This is a genomic window from Microbulbifer sp. GL-2 (assembly GCF_007183175.1).
Lineage (GTDB): Bacteria > Pseudomonadota > Gammaproteobacteria > Pseudomonadales > Cellvibrionaceae > Microbulbifer.
Map to the genome: position 1 here is coordinate 1939054 of NZ_AP019807.1, position 14829 is coordinate 1953882.

16 protein-coding genes and 1 other RNA gene are annotated in these 14829 nt (G+C 53.7%); 9 read left to right on the forward strand and 8 right to left on the reverse strand.

What is annotated here, in order from left to right; all coding sequences use genetic code 11:
• The first annotated feature begins 288 nt into the window (after window positions 1-288).
• Window positions 289-1524 carry an OmpA family protein gene (locus tag GL2_RS08515; RefSeq protein ID WP_143730250.1) on the forward strand — a complete coding sequence of 412 codons (1236 nt, stop codon included), beginning with the start codon at window positions 289-291 and terminating at the stop codon, window positions 1522-1524.
• Between the two features lie 132 nt (window positions 1525-1656).
• Here the strand turns inward: GL2_RS08515 and GL2_RS08520 are convergent, their stop codons facing one another.
• Window positions 1657-2691 (reverse strand): AraC family transcriptional regulator, encoded by a 1035-nt coding sequence (locus GL2_RS08520; RefSeq protein ID WP_232053797.1) that lies wholly within the window; start codon window positions 2689-2691, stop codon window positions 1657-1659.
• 393 nt (window positions 2692-3084) lie between these two features.
• On the opposite strand from GL2_RS08520, the gene GL2_RS08525 reads away from it, so the two are divergent.
• Window positions 3085-3399: a helix-turn-helix domain-containing protein gene (locus tag GL2_RS08525; RefSeq protein ID WP_143730252.1), complete on the forward strand. Its 315-nt coding sequence runs from the start codon at window positions 3085-3087 to the stop codon at window positions 3397-3399.
• Window positions 3400-3435: 36 nt separating this feature from the next.
• On the opposite strand, the gene GL2_RS08530 is transcribed toward GL2_RS08525, so the two are convergent.
• The 3 genes from GL2_RS08530 to rpiA all read right to left on the reverse strand — a co-directional run bounded on the left by GL2_RS08530 (window position 3436) and on the right by rpiA (window position 5357).
• On the reverse strand, window positions 3436-3828 hold the full coding sequence (locus tag GL2_RS08530) for a DUF4168 domain-containing protein (RefSeq protein WP_143730253.1): 393 nt from the start codon (window positions 3826-3828) through the stop codon (window positions 3436-3438).
• A gap of 215 nt (window positions 3829-4043) precedes the next feature.
• Complete coding sequence (locus GL2_RS08535; RefSeq protein ID WP_143730254.1) at window positions 4044-4670, reverse strand: hypothetical protein; 627 nt, start codon at window positions 4668-4670, stop codon at window positions 4044-4046.
• Between the two features lie 15 nt (window positions 4671-4685).
• Window positions 4686-5357: a ribose-5-phosphate isomerase RpiA gene (gene rpiA, locus GL2_RS08540; protein WP_143730255.1), complete on the reverse strand. Its 672-nt coding sequence runs from the start codon at window positions 5355-5357 to the stop codon at window positions 4686-4688.
• A gap of 215 nt (window positions 5358-5572) precedes the next feature.
• Between rpiA and ilvA the strand changes: the two genes are divergently transcribed.
• Entirely contained in the window at window positions 5573-7087 is a 1515-nt protein-coding gene (gene ilvA / locus GL2_RS08545; protein ID WP_143730256.1) for a threonine ammonia-lyase, biosynthetic, read from the forward strand.
• A 245-nt stretch (window positions 7088-7332) separates the two neighbouring features.
• A complete protein-coding gene (locus GL2_RS21460) occupies window positions 7333-7470 on the forward strand; it encodes a hypothetical protein (protein WP_157533578.1) in 138 nt (45 codons plus the stop codon).
• Window positions 7471-7555: 85 nt separating this feature from the next.
• On the opposite strand, the gene GL2_RS08550 is transcribed toward GL2_RS21460, so the two are convergent.
• From GL2_RS08550 to GL2_RS08565, 4 genes are all read right to left on the reverse strand, one after another.
• On the reverse strand, window positions 7556-8134 hold the full coding sequence (locus GL2_RS08550; protein WP_143730257.1) for a 5-formyltetrahydrofolate cyclo-ligase: 579 nt from the start codon (window positions 8132-8134) through the stop codon (window positions 7556-7558).
• 26 nt (window positions 8135-8160) lie between these two features.
• A non-coding RNA gene (gene ssrS, locus GL2_RS08555) (6S RNA) lies at window positions 8161-8341 on the reverse strand.
• 64 nt (window positions 8342-8405) lie between these two features.
• Window positions 8406-8744, reverse strand: coding sequence for a cell division protein ZapA (locus GL2_RS08560; RefSeq protein WP_143730258.1), 339 nt, complete (start codon window positions 8742-8744; stop codon window positions 8406-8408).
• Window positions 8744-8947 carry a TIGR02449 family protein gene (locus GL2_RS08565; protein ID WP_143730259.1) on the reverse strand — a complete coding sequence of 68 codons (204 nt, stop codon included), beginning with the start codon at window positions 8945-8947 and terminating at the stop codon, window positions 8744-8746. The genes GL2_RS08560 and GL2_RS08565 overlap by 1 nt, the downstream gene beginning before the upstream one ends.
• 207 nt (window positions 8948-9154) lie before the next feature.
• Here GL2_RS08565 and GL2_RS08570 point away from each other — a divergent pair, with 207 nt between their 5' ends.
• From GL2_RS08570 to GL2_RS08590, 5 genes are all read left to right on the forward strand, one after another.
• Window positions 9155-9712, forward strand: a complete 558-nt coding sequence (locus GL2_RS08570; RefSeq protein WP_143730260.1) for a UPF0149 family protein — start codon at window positions 9155-9157, stop codon at window positions 9710-9712.
• Window positions 9712-11061, forward strand: a complete 1350-nt coding sequence (gene pepP / locus GL2_RS08575) for a Xaa-Pro aminopeptidase (RefSeq protein WP_143730261.1) — start codon at window positions 9712-9714, stop codon at window positions 11059-11061. Before GL2_RS08570 ends, pepP begins: the two co-directional genes overlap by 1 nt.
• 66 nt (window positions 11062-11127) lie before the next feature.
• Window positions 11128-12369, forward strand: a complete 1242-nt coding sequence (locus tag GL2_RS08580; protein WP_143730262.1) for an FAD-dependent monooxygenase — start codon at window positions 11128-11130, stop codon at window positions 12367-12369.
• 41 nt (window positions 12370-12410) lie between these two features.
• Window positions 12411-13646, forward strand: coding sequence for a UbiH/UbiF/VisC/COQ6 family ubiquinone biosynthesis hydroxylase (locus GL2_RS08585; RefSeq protein ID WP_143730263.1), 1236 nt, complete (start codon window positions 12411-12413; stop codon window positions 13644-13646).
• A 124-nt stretch (window positions 13647-13770) separates the two neighbouring features.
• Complete coding sequence (locus tag GL2_RS08590) at window positions 13771-14733, forward strand: rhomboid family intramembrane serine protease (RefSeq protein ID WP_143730264.1); 963 nt, start codon at window positions 13771-13773, stop codon at window positions 14731-14733.
• Window positions 14734-14829: the final 96 nt, after the last annotated feature.

Sequence of the window (14829 nt, forward strand, 5' to 3'; positions counted from 1 at the left end):
TGCTGTGATAATTAGGTGTGGGAAGATATTTTTAATCGATTATTCCAAATCAAACTAACCCGGTGAGCGGGCTGCCATACACTCAAATAAGGCGCATTATTTTTTATTGCTTGCCAATAGATATTGGCGGGTAAGTTTTCAGTGTGGTTAGAAAATTCCCGGCGACGCAGGTTTGTCACAGACTCAGCAAATACTGAATAAGCAGTTGAACTGTGTAGTGTTTTTCATTTGCTGGGACTGAAGAAGGCTAGCGGTCGACCGTGAGATTACTGACAGTGAGGTTTGGCTATGTCGGAAAATCTACTGGCACTGGCGGCGAGCCAGCTGGGTACCTCGGGCATTGGCGCACTGGCCTCGGTGCTCGATATTCCCGCAGAGCAGGGCCAGAAGGCACTGGATACCGGCCTCGCTTATTCCCTGGCCGGGATGCTGAATAAAGCCAGCAGTAAAACTGGCATGGGGTATTTATTCAATATGGTTACCGATAATGAGGCATTGGACCTCTCAACGGTAACAGAAAGCTTCTCAGATAAAGACAAGCTCGACAGTATTTTGCAATCTGGCGCGGGCATGCTGCAAAAGGTTTTTGGCACCCGTGTTGAAGAGGTGATAAAACTTGCCTCTACAGCATTATCAGGCGGCGATGGCAGCCGTTTGCTCAAGTTGGCTCTGCCGATTATTACCTCCCTGTTAAGTGGCCAGGTAAAAGCGCAAAAGATGGATGTCTCCGACCTGGCATCACTCCTGATCGGTCAGCGTGAATTTCTACAGGATAAAATTCCCGATGACCTGCTTAAAGCTCTCAATGTACCCGGCTTTGATCAGCTGGGTGCATCGCTGGTTACCCATGGTCATGCCAAACCACAGGAGCCGCGCCCTGAAGCCCTGCATGGAAATGGTGAGAAGCGCAAGCCAGTCAGTTTCAGTAGCTGGTTTTTTCCGCTGCTACTGGTGTTGGTAGCGCTTTATGCACTGAATATGTGTATGGACAAAGGAAGGGAGGAGGCGCCTGAAAACCGCCCCTCTTTGACCACTCAGGAGCAGGCTTTTATGGAGTCTCCCTCTGAACCAGTTGGGGACCTGACAGATGGCAATGCCCAAGCGAAACTGGGGCCAGATGATTTCGCCAGTAATTTGCGCGATTACCTCAAGAGTTTTGCTCGCCAACCGGATCGGGAATTTCCCCTTAGGATCAATTTTGAAGGGAGTAGTGCCAAGATCCTCAATCCCTCTGCCCCTGATATTGTGGCACTAGCGAAGATCATGCAGGAACACCCCAACCTGAGTATTGCCATTGAGGGACATGTAAAAGGGGAGGGCAATGAAATTGAGGAGCAGGAAGTTTCCCAGGAGCGTGCAGATGCAGTGCGGGAAATTCTTTTGCAGAAGGGAATTGCGGCCAACCGGATCACTGCTACCGGTATGGGGTCGGCCAAGGAAGTTCCTGAGGGTGAAGCCGAGAAGAAAGAGCAGAGGCAAATGGACAATGAGCGTATCAGTGTGAGAGTAGTGAATTTTCAATGATAGAAAATTGCTAGCAGAAGCCATGTGAATAAAGAGGCAATAAAAAGCCCCGCAAAATTAGCGGGGCTTTTTATCAATTTAATTGCCTAAATTCTCTGTGAGGGAAATTGCCTTCAACCTAGGTAAATTGCTTCAATCATTACGGAATTTTTCCCGATAGGCGCCGGGAGCGAGCCCCGTCCACTTCTTAAAGGCGCGGTTAAAGGCGCTGGGCTCAGAAAAGCCAAGTCTCTCAGCAATCTCTGCCACTGCCGTCTCCTGCTGCTTAAGCTGGAATACGGCCATATCGCGGCGCACAGAGTCCTTGATGTCCTGCCAGCTATTGCCCTCCTCCTTGAGCCTGCGGCGCAATGTCTGCGGAGACGTGTACAGGCGTGCGGCGACATCGTCGAGAGACAGGTTTTCGATACTGTTTTGCTGTTGCAGCATGCGCCTTATTCGACCGGTGAAACTGTGATCGGACTTGTATTGGGTGAGCAGGCACTCGGGTGCGCGGGACAGGAACTCTGCCAGTTGCTGTTCATCGCGTACGAGCGGCATTTGCAAATAGCGGGTGCTGAATACCAGGCAGGTTTCCGCTTGGTTGAAGTAGTGCCGACACGGGAACATTTCGTTGTAATCTTCATTGTAATCCGGCTGCGGGAAGGCCAGCAGCACACGCTCCAGCAGTATGGTGCGATCGATCAACCAACTGAAAAAACGCAGCCAGATGACGGCTATTGATTCCACAAAAATCTGGTTGGGTAGTTTCTTGTCATTGCTGTGATGGATTATCAAGCGGGCTTCTTCGCCATCTTCCACCAGTTTGATATGTAGATCGTCGCTGACCATGCTGATAAAACGCCCTGAGCGTAGCAGTGCACGGCGCAAATTGGGACAGCTGATACAGGCATGGCCCATCATGGCGAAAGTGCCGGGCAGCCAGGGGCGCGCCAGGAAACCACCAGATTCATCGTTTAGCAGGTCCCATTCCCGGCGCAGCAGGTTAGCCATCTGATCGCGGCCGATCCGGCTGTCGGGGTCCTCAAGCAGGGCGGGCTCTATATCGCTGTCGCGCAGTATTTGCAGGCAATCCAGCCCCGCTGTATGAGCGCCAACCAGTTGGGCGCGCACTACCGTAGCGGGTATACCTGGGTCCTCGCGGAGTTTAGGGGTCTCGCTTTCCACTCTCTCAGCCCTCAACATTATTTTGTAAGCTGCGTGTCATTCTCAAGTGCAGCATGGATTATGCGCAAAGCGCACGGGAATGTCAGGTTTATAGGGAGTGGGAGTAACAAAGGGGCAAGCTGGGAGGCCTGTATCGATCAATAATACAGCCCGCAGAGAGTGAAAAGCTTATCTTTTTCAAATGGGTTTTGTATATAAGTATATGTTTTTATTGGTTATTTTGCATTTATCCACATTTTTTCACGCCGCTGGAGTAACATTTGCTCGACGAGCCGCACGGAGAACTACTTTAGCAAGCAGCTCCAGAGGTGAGTAAAAGAGGCGGCCTAACTACTAGACCTGAGAGTCATAGGGATTAACAATAAAGTGACATGCCAATGAAGGAGTGGCCAAATGCCGTCCGCATCCGTTGAAAGCCAGCTGAACCCGACAATCTGTCGGCGCATGTTGATCGCCTATTTAATTGAACAGACTCCCCGTCCAAATAATCCTGCGTTGGAAGAGGCGACTGGCTGGCCGCGGCGCACAGTACAGGACATTATTGCCAAGGGGTTGCCTGGGCATGGCACTCTGGTGGAATTTGTTCAGGAAGGAGTACGCCACAACGATGGTTATTACCTGTTGCGCGATTGGGGTTCTTTCGACCGCACCTGGGTAAGAAGTAATTTACCAGCTATTTGTCAGGTACTGGAAATTACCCTGGATTAGAGCGGCGCACCGATTGGGTGTACCGCTCAGTCGCCTTTACTGCGGCTTGGTGTGTGTCTGCTGGAGTATTTTGTTGACCTTCTCCAGAAGTGCCGGGTTGGACTTGATGCTGGTGGCTATTTCCTGGTACTTGGTTTTGGATAATCCCGTTTTCTCTATTGCCGCAATCATCTTGCCTTGGGCCTCTTTGTTTAGGGCCTCAGCCTCCTTAATATCAGCGGCGGCCTTGAGCTTTGGGGCATATTCCCGGCTCAGCATCACAATAGAGCGGTAGGCATCGGCAAACTGCTTGAGCTGGGGCTCACTAAAGGACGCTTTAGGAGCACTGGCCTTGGGGGCATTGGCTTGGGGCGATGCGGGTTGCGCGGTGGCGAAGGGCATAGTGAGCAGCAGGGTGAACAGGGTGAGGAATTTGGTAAAGGGCTTCATCGGGCACTCCAGAAAGTCTGTGGACGCTTTTGCTTCTCTGAGGGAGCACCCAGCGTCACGTTAGGGCAAAAGCGTTATGCAATGGAACCTAGTGGGAGCTTACAGGCACCAGAGCATTCAGCTTTGGGACATTAGTTTCAGGGTAGCCAGTTTCGGCGCGGACGTGGCGCCTTTCCCCGCCACTCGCGCGAATTTTTGATATCGATGCGCAGGGCCTAAAAAAGGCCGAGAAATTTCTTGCGCTTCTTCAGGGACTGTTCGCAGCTGTTGAGCTGTTGCTGGTAGTGTTTCGCACGCGCGGATACTTTGTGTGAGACTTTTTTAAGCCAGGCCTTGTTTCTAAAGGTGCGCCGGTTAAAGCCGCCATGGCCCTCATGGTAGGCCAGATACAGGTGATAACTATCCCTGGACTGGATTTGGCATCGACGTGCACTGGTGTTGTTGTACCAACCGACAAAGTCGATTGCGTCGCCAAAATCATCCCGATCCGCACCGTAGCTAAAAGTAGAGCGTTGATAACCGCGCCAGGTGCTCCCCAGCGCCTGGGCATAACCAAAGGCATCTGAGGGGCGCGGTCCGGGAATAAAGCCCAGTATTTTGCTGCGCGGTGGGCGCGCGTCATGCACAAAACGGGACTCCTGATGAAGGATGGCCATCATCACTGCTACAGGTGAACCCCACTCTTTTTCAGCGGCCTTGGCCTCGCCATACCAGCCTTTTTTCTCGCGGAAAATGGAGCAGATATTGTCGGGATTACTGGGGGGGGTGGTAGAACAGCCCGAGCCCAGGATCGCGGCGCTAATCAGCGCCACCAGAATCCCCTTTTTATTATTTTGTCGCATAGTATGACTGCATAGTTAGGCGGTGATGGTTTTAACCCCGGAGCTGGTACCGAGTAATAACAGATCCGCTGGCCGCTTGGCGAAGATGCCATTGGTAACCACGCCGGTGATATTGTTGATCGCTTCTTCCAGCGCAATAGGTTGTTCGATTTTCAGATTGTATACATCGAGGATTGCATTGCCATTATCGGTAATAACGCCCTGCCGGTAGACAGGGTCTCCCCCGAGTTTGACCAGCTCGCGAGCAACCAGAGAGCGCGCCATGGGAATCACCTCTACCGGTAGGGGGAATTCGCCCAATATCTTAACCGACTTGCTCTCATCGGCGATGCAGATGAACTCGTCAGAGCAGGCCGCGACAATTTTCTCCCGTGTCAGTGCTGCACCGCCGCCTTTGATTAATTCCAGTGCCGGGTTGGCTTCATCGGCGCCATCTACATAAAACTGGATGCTATCGGCGTTATTTAGCTCATAGACCGGAATACCGTGGGACTTGAGCCTTTGTGCCGAGGCCTCGGAGCTGGCAACCGTACCGTCGAACCTACCCTTGATCTCGGCCAGATAGTCGATAAAAAAATTGGCCGTGGAACCTGTACCTACACCGATGATGGAGTCGGCCTCCAGGCGCGGGGAAATATAGTCGATAGCGGCGCGAGCAGTGGCCTGCTTCAGTTCATCCTGGGTCATACTCTGGATAGTTTCCTGTGCAATTATTTCTACTTTATTTTCACCTTTCGATAAAAAAAAGCGCAAAACAGCCTATTTGATGGTAATTGTGTCGGGCAAGGATTAGACTGGCCTGCCGGTGTTGCGTGCGTTGGGGGTATTTTGCCAATGCTTCTGCTACTAGGCTTCCCTGAGTCGCGCACAGAAATTTACCGCAACGGCAACCGAAACACGCCATGCCCAAATCTTATATCAAGCGCATTTTAGACGCGCGCATTTACGATGTCGCCATCGAAACGCCATTAGAGCCGATGCGCCAGCTTTCCCACCGGCTGGGTAATCGTATATTGCTCAAGCGGGAAGACCTTCAACCTGTATTTTCTTTCAAGATACGTGGTGCCTACAACAAACTGCTAAAGCTGCCCGCTGAACAACGTGCTCGTGGTGTAATCGCTGCCTCGGCGGGGAACCATGCACAGGGATTGGCCCTGGGAGCAGCCCAGTTGGGGGTGCGCGCAACGATAGTGATGCCGAAGACCACACCCCAGATCAAGGTCAATGCGGTGCGTATGCGTGGAGCGGAAGTGATATTGCACGGGGACACTTTCGATGAGGCCGCCGCGCGCGCCAGGAAGTTGGTTGATGAACGCGATCTGGTTTTTGTGCACCCCTATGACGATCCCGATGTGATTGCCGGCCAGGGTACAGTGGCCATGGAAATGTTGCGCCAGCACTCAGGTAATTTGGAGGCAGTATTTATTCCTGTTGGCGGGGGTGGGCTGGCCGCAGGCATGGCCACCTATATCAAATATGTACGACCGGAAACCAAAGTCTATGCGGTTGAACCTGAAGATGCAGCCTGCTTGAAAGCCGCCCTGGAGAGTGGAGATCGAGTGCGCCTGCCTCAGGTGGGTCTGTTTGCCGATGGTGTTGCTGTGGCGCAAATTGGTGAGGAAACATTCCGGGTTTTAAGTGAAACGGTAGATGGTGTGATCACTGTGAGCACCGATGAGATCTGCGCGGCAATCAAGGACATTTTTGAAGATACTCGATCCATTGCCGAACCCGCCGGAGCTGTGGGGCTGGCAGGGCTGAAAAAATTTGCTGAACAGAGTGATTGCCGTAATTCAGCCCTCGCCACTGTTTGTAGCGGAGCCAATATCAATTTTGATCGTCTGCGCTATATCAGCGAGCGGACTGAAATCGGCGAAAAGCGCGAGGCGGTGCTCGCTGTGCGTATACCCGAGAGCCCCGGTAGCTATCTGCGCTTTTGTCGTGATTTGGGAGACCGCGCCATCACCGAGTTCAATTACCGATATGCCGGTAATGAGGAAGCACATATTTTTGTCGGCTTGCAGGTGACTGCCGATGATGATCGGCACCAATTAGTTAATAAACTGGAAGATCGCGGTTATCAGGTAACCGATCTCACTGAGAATGAGATGGCCAAATTACATATTCGCCATCTGGTGGGGGGGCGAGTCCCAGGGCTGAATGATGAAGTTGTATACCGTTTTGAATTTCCCGAACGTCCCGGCGCTTTGCGGAAATTTCTCGAACACCTGGCCGGGCGCTGGAACATTACCCTGTTCCACTATCGCAACCACGGTGCTGCCTATGGAAGGGTCCTGGTTGGGCTACAGGTTGAGCCAGGGGCTCGGGCAAAACTTTCGGGTTTGCTCGAGCGGCTGCAGTTTCCCTATTGGGAGGAAACTGAAAATCCCGCTTACCGCTTTTTCCTGGGCAGCTGAGCCCGGGAAAATCATTAGTTGAGTAAAGCGTCTCAGAAGTTGTTGGGTGCGTAGACTGCAATTTCGGCTTTGTCGAACCCCCTTGTGTGAAAATGCGACAAAAAACACATAAAATATCCAACAACCGGTTACTATTCCGCCGATTCTTCAGTATCTTCTTTGGTCGTTGAACTTTTGCTATGGCTTCGGTCATATGCGGAGCGAAACGCACATAACAAAAAAATTGATTGTACAGGATGGTCCCAATGAAAGCCGATGCGCTGACAATCGCTGTGGTTGTCTTTGTCGCGGGCGTTCTGCTGAGCACCAGTGGTTTGACTGAGGTATTTGCCTCGGAATCCGAGCCACCGGCCGCTCTGCAACAGGGAGTGGTTACCCGTTAGGCTGATGCCGGGGGGCGCTCTGCCCACGAAACAGCAAAAAAGGCCGAACACTAAGTGTTCGGCCTTTTTTGTTTTCTCTCTCGTACTAGTTGCATCGATAGATACGCTTTTCTGTCACTACCATGTCCAATGGTATATCCCAGTTGTCAGTGGGTAATTGCCTCACGCATTGCAACTGGTGGGCGGCGCCAATTAGCTGTGGGCCGGTACCCGGCAATAATTGTTTGTGCTCAAACGTGCGGTCATAAAAACCTGCGCCCATACCCAAACGGGAGCCACTGGGAGTAAAGGAGACCAGGGGGACCAGCACCAGATCAAGCAGGTGCGCTGAACGACTGGGACTGCGCACCGGTTCAGGAATATGGAAACGGTTGCGGAATGGCAGCGGCTCACCGCCCCAGCGTTTAAAGCCCAAATGTGGGTGTGGCTCTACAGGTAGTACTGGCAGGTAAAAATCTTTCCCTGGGTAGCGTTGTAATAACTGGCGAATATCCAACTCCCCATCCATTGGCCAGTAAATACCAATATGGCGGGCGCGTTTCATCTGTGGAACCCGGCTTAACAGGGTAATAGCTGCGCGACCATGCAGGCGCTGCTGGTAAGCGCTGAGTTCCCGTCGCCCTGCGCGCATACGTCGGCGCAGTTGCGTTTTATTTTCGCTCATGGATAAGGGGAAGGCTGGAAAGAAATGGGAACCCCGAGTATGTGGCTGTAGACGGCGCCTCGAACCGTAAGGTTCAAGGTGGCGGTCTCCGGAGTACATAAGGCTTTCCGCTGCATGGCGGACTTGCACACCAGCACCCGCTGGAAACCACCGGGGTAAGATTATCGGCTCAAGGACATAGTCTGCTGGCCAACACCCCAGGGTATGAGTTAATTATAACTTGGACGGAGGGGGGCTGTTAACTGGAAATTTGTAGGGAATGGACGTGCCTTCATTCTTGCGATGACTGCGGCTCCGTCTCTGGGTCTATTTCGCCCAGTGCGTTTTGTACTTTGTCCTTGAGGCGGTCGAGCATTTCCTGTTGGAGGGGGACACTGCTCAACTCCGCTTTGGCCTGAATCAGTTCATGGGCAATATTCAGTGCAGCCATGACTGCGATTCGCTCAATGCCGATCACTGTGCCGGTTGAACGGATTCGCGCCATGCGCTCATGCAGGAGGCGTGCGGATGCTTGCAGGCCTGCACGCTCGCTGTCGGCGCAGGCTACGCGGTACTCTTTACCGAGAATGGATACGGTGACGGTTTCGGATGTTAGTGCAGAGTCAGCCATCAGGAATCTTGCGTTAGCCCCTTGAGACGATTGATCATGGCTTCGACCCGCGAGCGGGCGGCCTCATTATTTTTTATCAGGCGCTGGCGTTCGCGCAGCCAGTCGGCTTCCTGCCGACGCAGTTCACGGTTGTCATCAGCCAGCTGTTGGCAGCGGGCGATCAGTGAATCCACAGTGCTTTCTAACGCTTGCAGCTTATCCATATTTCCTGCGTTTGGGGTCGACGTCTGGGTTCGCAACACGACAGACTGCGAGGGATTCCGCTACTATATTGCCGGCGAAAAGGTGGGTCAATCGCTCCACCTGCGCGGGCAATCACAAATTTGTCCCGAAAACACAAGTTCTTTTGCCTGTCGCTGCTGTTGCAGCGCAATAATTAACTCACGATCAAGAAAAATTGCACGGTAACCATGACATCAGAAACTAATCGATTCGAGCTTCTCGCCAACGCCATTCTCTCGGCAGGTGGCCAGGCGGACCCCAGTGAACTGCATGGATTTACGTGTGGTGTACTGGCGGCGGGCGCTGAGCCAGACAAAAAACGCTGGCAGCGCGAACTGGCAGAGTTACTCGACCTGGAGGTGGTACCGGCAGATTTAAATAAGGACTTTCTGCAATTAGCTGAGGAGAGTCAAAAGCAGTTGAATGGTAGCGACTTTTCCTTCCAGCTGGTTCTTTGCGACGATGACGATATTGTTGCACGCACCCTGGCATTGGGGCACTGGTGTGAGGGCTTCCTGCACGGATTTGGTATCGGTAAAGCAAAAGAAGAGAAGCTGCTGCCCACCAGTGAAGAGGCATTGAAAGATATCGGTGCAATTTCGCAGGTGGATGCCGATCACGTAGAGGAGAGTGAGGAGAATGAACAACAGCTATTGGAGCTGCAGGAATATGTGCGTGTAGCAGCTCTCAATATTTTTACCGAAGTACGCGGCAAGCAGTCCACTGAAGGCCCCACTGTACACTGATGTCCAGTAACAAAAAAAGCGCAGCGATCAGCAAGACGGAATATAGTCTTCGTCGCACTCGCCTGATGGATGAACTGGCGCCGGGGAGCTTGGCGATAGTCTCATCCGCTGGTGAGCAGCCCCGATCACGCGATACTTTTTTCCCTTTCCGCCAGGACAGTGATTTTCTCTACCTGACCGGTTTCGATGAACCTGAAGCCCTTTTGGTACTGGTTCCGGGGCGTGCCCAGGGGGAAACCCTTCTGTTTTGTCGCGAATGCGATGCGGAAAAAGAAATGTGGGATGGGCCGCGTCTCGGTCCCGAGCGGGCAGTGCAACGTTTCGGTTTGTCCGATGCTTTTCCGATTGGCGATCTCGACGATATTTTGCCGGGACTACTGGATGGTCGCGAGCGCATTTATTTTCCTATGGGGCGCTATGCCCACCTCGACCGGCGTATCCGCTGCTATCTGCAAAATATTTCTGAGGCACCGGGCAGTAATGGTGCTCCAGAGGTAGTGGATCTGGATTACCAGCTGCGCGAACTGCGCCTGTTTAAAAGTTCAAATGAGCTGGGCCTGATGACCCGTGCTGCGGATATCAGTGCCGCCGCACATTGTCGCGCCATGGCTCGCTGCCAGCCGGGGCTTTACGAATACCAGTTAGAGGCGGCGCTTTTACACACTTTTGTCGATGCCGGTGCGCGTGAGACCGCTTACCCAACCATCGTTGGCAGTGGCCGCAACGCCCTGGTTATGCACTACTGCAGCAACAAGGCACAGATGAATGACGGTGACCTGGTACTTGTGGATGCGGGCTGTGAATACCGTGGTTACGTGGCAGATATTACTAGAACTTATCCGGTCAACGGACGCTTTAGTGGCGCACAAAAAGCGCTGTATGAAATTGTCCTGGCTGCGCAGCTGGCAGCTGTCGAGCGGGTGCGTGTGGGAAACCATTGGGATGACCCCCATACGGCTAGCGTAGAGGTGATCGCTCAGGGCCTGGTGGACCTGGGGCTGTTAAATGGGGATGTGCAGGACCTGATCGAATCGGGCGCCTACCAGCGCTTTTATATGCATCGAGTTGGTCACTGGCTGGGGATGGATGTACACGATGTCGGTGATTACCGGGTACACGGTGCCTGGCGGCAATTGGAGCCAGGCATGGTGATGACGGTCGAACCCGGTATCTATATCCCCGCGGACGATGAACGTATCGCAGGGGAGTTCCGTGGCATGGGTATTCGTATTGAAGACGATGTGGCCCTCACCGGTGAGGGAGTGGAAATCCTGTCTGCGGCGGCGCCAAAGTCTGTAGAGGATATCGAATATGCTATGCGCCATGGGCGGGATTTATTGACTCGCTAGAAACAATAAGGGTTTACGGCCTCCCAGCTTGCTGATTGATGACCTGGGAGCCTGTGGGGGAGTTTTATGACTGAAGCTGCGCAACAATTCGATGTGGCCATCGTCGGTGGGGGAATGGCTGGTGCCAGCCTGGCGCTGATGCTGGCGCACTTCTGTCCGCATCTCAGTGTCGCACTGTTGGAGCAGAGAGGACTGCCAGATGCCTCGGCCAGTCTACGGCTGCCGAGCTTTGACACTCGTGCCACAGCTATCGCCGCCGGCAGTTTACAGCTGTTCCAGCAGTTGGGTCTGTGGTCCGCTTTGCGTGAATATTGTGCCCCCATCCAATGTATCCAGGTGAGTGACCGCGGTCACTCCTTTGGTGCATCCCTATCAGCGCGTGAGCAGGAGCAAGCGAGCTTCGAGGGGATGTTGGGGGCTGTGATTGAGAATGCTGCGTTGGGGCCTATCCTGCATCGTGCTGTAGCAGATACCCAGGTGCGGGTATTGGCCCCAGCCAGGGTGAGCAGGGTACGAATGGGTGTTGCCGGGGCGCATTTGAGCTGGAGTGCTGATGAGCAGGGCCAGCAAAATGAACTGACCACGGGTTTATTGGTTGTTGCTGACGGGGTCGGATCACCTCTGTGCCGGCAGTTGGGGATAGAAATCGACACGATAAAGTACCAACAAAGGGCGTTGGTCACTACTGTTGGTCTTCAGCGAGACCATGGAGGCGTTGCCTTTGAACGCTTTACCGCTTCTGGGCCCATGGCCCTGTTGCCATTGCCGCAACGAGAGGGGTTACATCGCGCCGCCCTTGTGTGGGCCTGCCCGGATAGAGAGGCGCAAGCGCTAAGTAAACTGCCCGAGGATGAGTGTCTGCGGCGCCTGCAAAAAAATTTCGGCTGGCGGGCGGGCCGTTTTATGCGTGCGGGCGCTGTGCAAGGCTACCCCCTCAGCCTGTCCCTGGCGCGAGAGCAGTGGCGGCGCAACTTGGTCCTGGTCGGTAATTGTGCGCACTTCCTGCACCCGGTGGCTGGGCAGGGTTTTAACCTCACACTGCGCGATTGCTATGCCTTGGCGCAGGCCTTGGTGGGTGAGAAGCCTGAGCAGGGCTCAGGGGTGCAGCTGGAGCGCCTGCGGACCTATGGTCGCAAGCGCAGTTTCGATCAACAGTTGACAGTGGGTTTTAGTGACCGCATACCAGCATTGTTTACTTCAGCAAACCCCACTCAGCAGGTTATGCGCCAAATGGGGTTACTCGGCCTTACACTGGTACCGCCACTGCGCGCGGAGTTTGTCAGCCAGGCGGCGGGATTTGGGCTTTAATGGTGCCCTTGCAGCGGCACAACAGCGGAATTGGCTTGAATATGAATAGACACCGTTTGGATTTCGCCATTGTTGGTGCGGGTATGGTGGGCATGGCCCAGGCCGCACTTCTGGCCGTGCGCCATCCGGGAATGCGCCTGGCCCTGCTGGAGGCCTCGTCAGAGACTGCACCTGAGCTGTCGCAGGACTATGAGCCGCGGGTTGTGGCACTGACCCAGGCTTCGCGGGAGTTGCTCGAAGAAGTGGGGGCCTGGGCGGAAATCTCCGCACGCCGCGCTTGTCCGTACGTGGAGATGCGGGTTTGGGATGCCGAAGGCACTGGTTCTGTGAGCTTTAACAGCCGCGATGTACAGCTGCCCAACCTCGGCCACATTGTTGAAAACAATGTAATTGTTGCCGCCCTGAGGACACGACTCGTAGCATTACCGAATGTGGAACTGGTCAATGGCTTTCGCCTTGAGAGCTGGTGGCGCGATTGCGGACTCTGGCATTTGCAGCCGCGTGGCGAGCAGCTCAATGCAGTGGAGGGGTTGCGCGAACAGGCCGAGATAGTGCGTACACGCCTAATGATTGGTGCTGATGGTGCCCGCTCCAAAGTGCGTGACCTGTTGCGCATCCGCTGCCGGGATACCGATTATCACCAGACCGCCCTGGTTTGCGTGGCTCGCTGTGAGAAGCCTCATCGCCATACGGCTTGGCAGCGCTTCTTGCAAAGTGGCCCGCTGGCGTTTCTGCCACTGGCTGGCCTGGGAGACGATAATCACTGTGCGGTGGTCTGGTCGGCGGATGACCCTCTCGCTCGTGAGTTGCTGATGCTGGATGACCAGGCTTTTGCCCTGAATCTGGAAAAGGCATTCGAGAGCCGGCTGGGCAAAGTGGAATCAGTCAGTGAACGCTTTTCTTTTCCCCTTAGGGCACGGCACGCGGAGCGCTACCATGGTCCCGGTGCGGCCCTGGTGGGGGACGCTGCCCACAGTATTCATCCCCTGGCGGGACAGGGGGTGAACCTGGGGTTACAGGATGTGCGCGTGCTTAGCGATGAAATTGACCGCGCCTTGTCACGGGGTTTAGAACCCTCACACGCCTCGGTGTTGGCACGCTATGAGCGTCGCCGTCGCGGCGACAATGCCGCAACCCTAAAAGCCATGAGTGCATTTAAATCTCTGTTTGGTGCTGGTGACCTGCACTGGCGCTGGTTGCGTAACACCGGCTTGAGTATGGTGGATGCCAGCCCCATGTTAAAAAAACGTATCATCCTGCGGGCCATGGCGGTGTAGTTAGGGCTTGCCGATACTATATCGCCTGGTATTTACCGGTTTTCCATTGAGAACCAGTGAGTGCAGATTAAAAATCCGCTGGAACGATGTGTAGCAGGCAAGCGAATAAAAAAGGTTTATTGAATTGAGTCAGTGGATTGTTGTTTATGCGTTTCCCCTTTCCAAGGATCTCAGTGCACTGGTGCGTTTTATCCAGCGCTATCAATTGCCATTGCGAATTGCCGAGGAAAAAAACCGGCAGCAGTTACTGACTCCCGATGCCAGCCTGGCGGAAATACTTAAGCCCCTGCTGCAGCGCTGGGATGCTGGTGAAATAGATCTCGATAAGGTACAGATACAATCTACACAACCGGGAGATGCCCTGGAGACAGCGGCTGAAACAATTGATTCTGTAGCAGAGTTGGCAGGGCAACCTGATAAAAATACATCGGCTGAGCACAAAGGAAGGCGGGCATCAGTACTGCCCAGCTTCCCTCTGGATAAAACGCCGATCAGCCTTTTGTTGATTGCCCTGTGTTTTCTGGGATGGTTCCTTCAGACGAATAATTTTTCTAATGCCCTGTTGATTTACCCGGACCAAAGTGGCAACACACTAGCGCACTCCTCTCTCGCCTGGCACCTGCAGAGTGGGGAGTGGTGGCGCCTGCTTACGCCGGCGATCGTGCACTTTTCCCTGCCTCATGCCTTATTCAATGCCCTGGGTATCTGGATATTAGGAAGGCCACTGGAGGCTCGGGGTGGCAGCTTCATGTATATAGCACTGGTACTGATTGGAGCTGCTGTATCCAACCTAACCCAGTATTTATGGGAGCCGAGGGTACTTTTTGGTGGCATGTCCGGAGTGGTTTATGCCCTAGTGGGATTCGCCCTGGTGGTGCAGCGTTTCCAGTCAGCATGGCGTGATATTCCCTCTGGTCTACTGACCGTAGCCATGGCTTGGTTAATAGTATGTGCCCTGGGCATAGTGACTTTTTTCACCGGAGTGGGAGTTGCGAATGCGGCGCATATCGGTGGATTCTTTAGTGGTCTGGTAATTGCCCTGGTGTATTGTGTTCTGGGAGGGGGACGGAAGTTTTCTCCAGGGTAAAAGCCTCAACGGAAAGACTTTGGTACAGGTCCCTTGCGGGGAACCTGAATATTGTCAGAATCCTGATATTTATCTTGGGAATAATTCTCACATGAT

Excerpts from the sequence above, each read along its gene's own strand:
- GL2_RS08515 (WP_143730250.1), top strand. The coding sequence starts at position 289 with ATGTCGGAAAATCTACTGGCACTGGCGGCGAGCCAGCTGGGTACCTCG.
- GL2_RS08525 (WP_143730252.1), top strand. The coding sequence starts at position 3,085 with ATGCCGTCCGCATCCGTTGAAAGCCAGCTGAACCCGACAATCTGTCGG.
- GL2_RS08530 (WP_143730253.1), bottom strand. The coding sequence starts at position 3,828 with ATGAAGCCCTTTACCAAATTCCTCACCCTGTTCACCCTGCTGCTCACT.
- GL2_RS08535 (WP_143730254.1), bottom strand. The coding sequence starts at position 4,670 with ATGCGACAAAATAATAAAAAGGGGATTCTGGTGGCGCTGATTAGCGCC.
- rpiA (WP_143730255.1), bottom strand. The coding sequence starts at position 5,357 with ATGACCCAGGATGAACTGAAGCAGGCCACTGCTCGCGCCGCTATCGAC.
- ilvA (WP_143730256.1), top strand. The coding sequence starts at position 5,573 with ATGCCCAAATCTTATATCAAGCGCATTTTAGACGCGCGCATTTACGAT.
- GL2_RS21460 (WP_157533578.1), top strand. The coding sequence starts at position 7,333 with ATGAAAGCCGATGCGCTGACAATCGCTGTGGTTGTCTTTGTCGCGGGC.
- GL2_RS08550 (WP_143730257.1), bottom strand. The coding sequence starts at position 8,134 with ATGAGCGAAAATAAAACGCAACTGCGCCGACGTATGCGCGCAGGGCGA.
- GL2_RS08560 (WP_143730258.1), bottom strand. The coding sequence starts at position 8,744 with ATGGCTGACTCTGCACTAACATCCGAAACCGTCACCGTATCCATTCTC.
- GL2_RS08565 (WP_143730259.1), bottom strand. The coding sequence starts at position 8,947 with ATGGATAAGCTGCAAGCGTTAGAAAGCACTGTGGATTCACTGATCGCC.
- GL2_RS08570 (WP_143730260.1), top strand. The coding sequence starts at position 9,155 with ATGACATCAGAAACTAATCGATTCGAGCTTCTCGCCAACGCCATTCTC.
- pepP (WP_143730261.1), top strand. The coding sequence starts at position 9,712 with ATGTCCAGTAACAAAAAAAGCGCAGCGATCAGCAAGACGGAATATAGT.
- GL2_RS08580 (WP_143730262.1), top strand. The coding sequence starts at position 11,128 with ATGACTGAAGCTGCGCAACAATTCGATGTGGCCATCGTCGGTGGGGGA.
- GL2_RS08585 (WP_143730263.1), top strand. The coding sequence starts at position 12,411 with ATGAATAGACACCGTTTGGATTTCGCCATTGTTGGTGCGGGTATGGTG.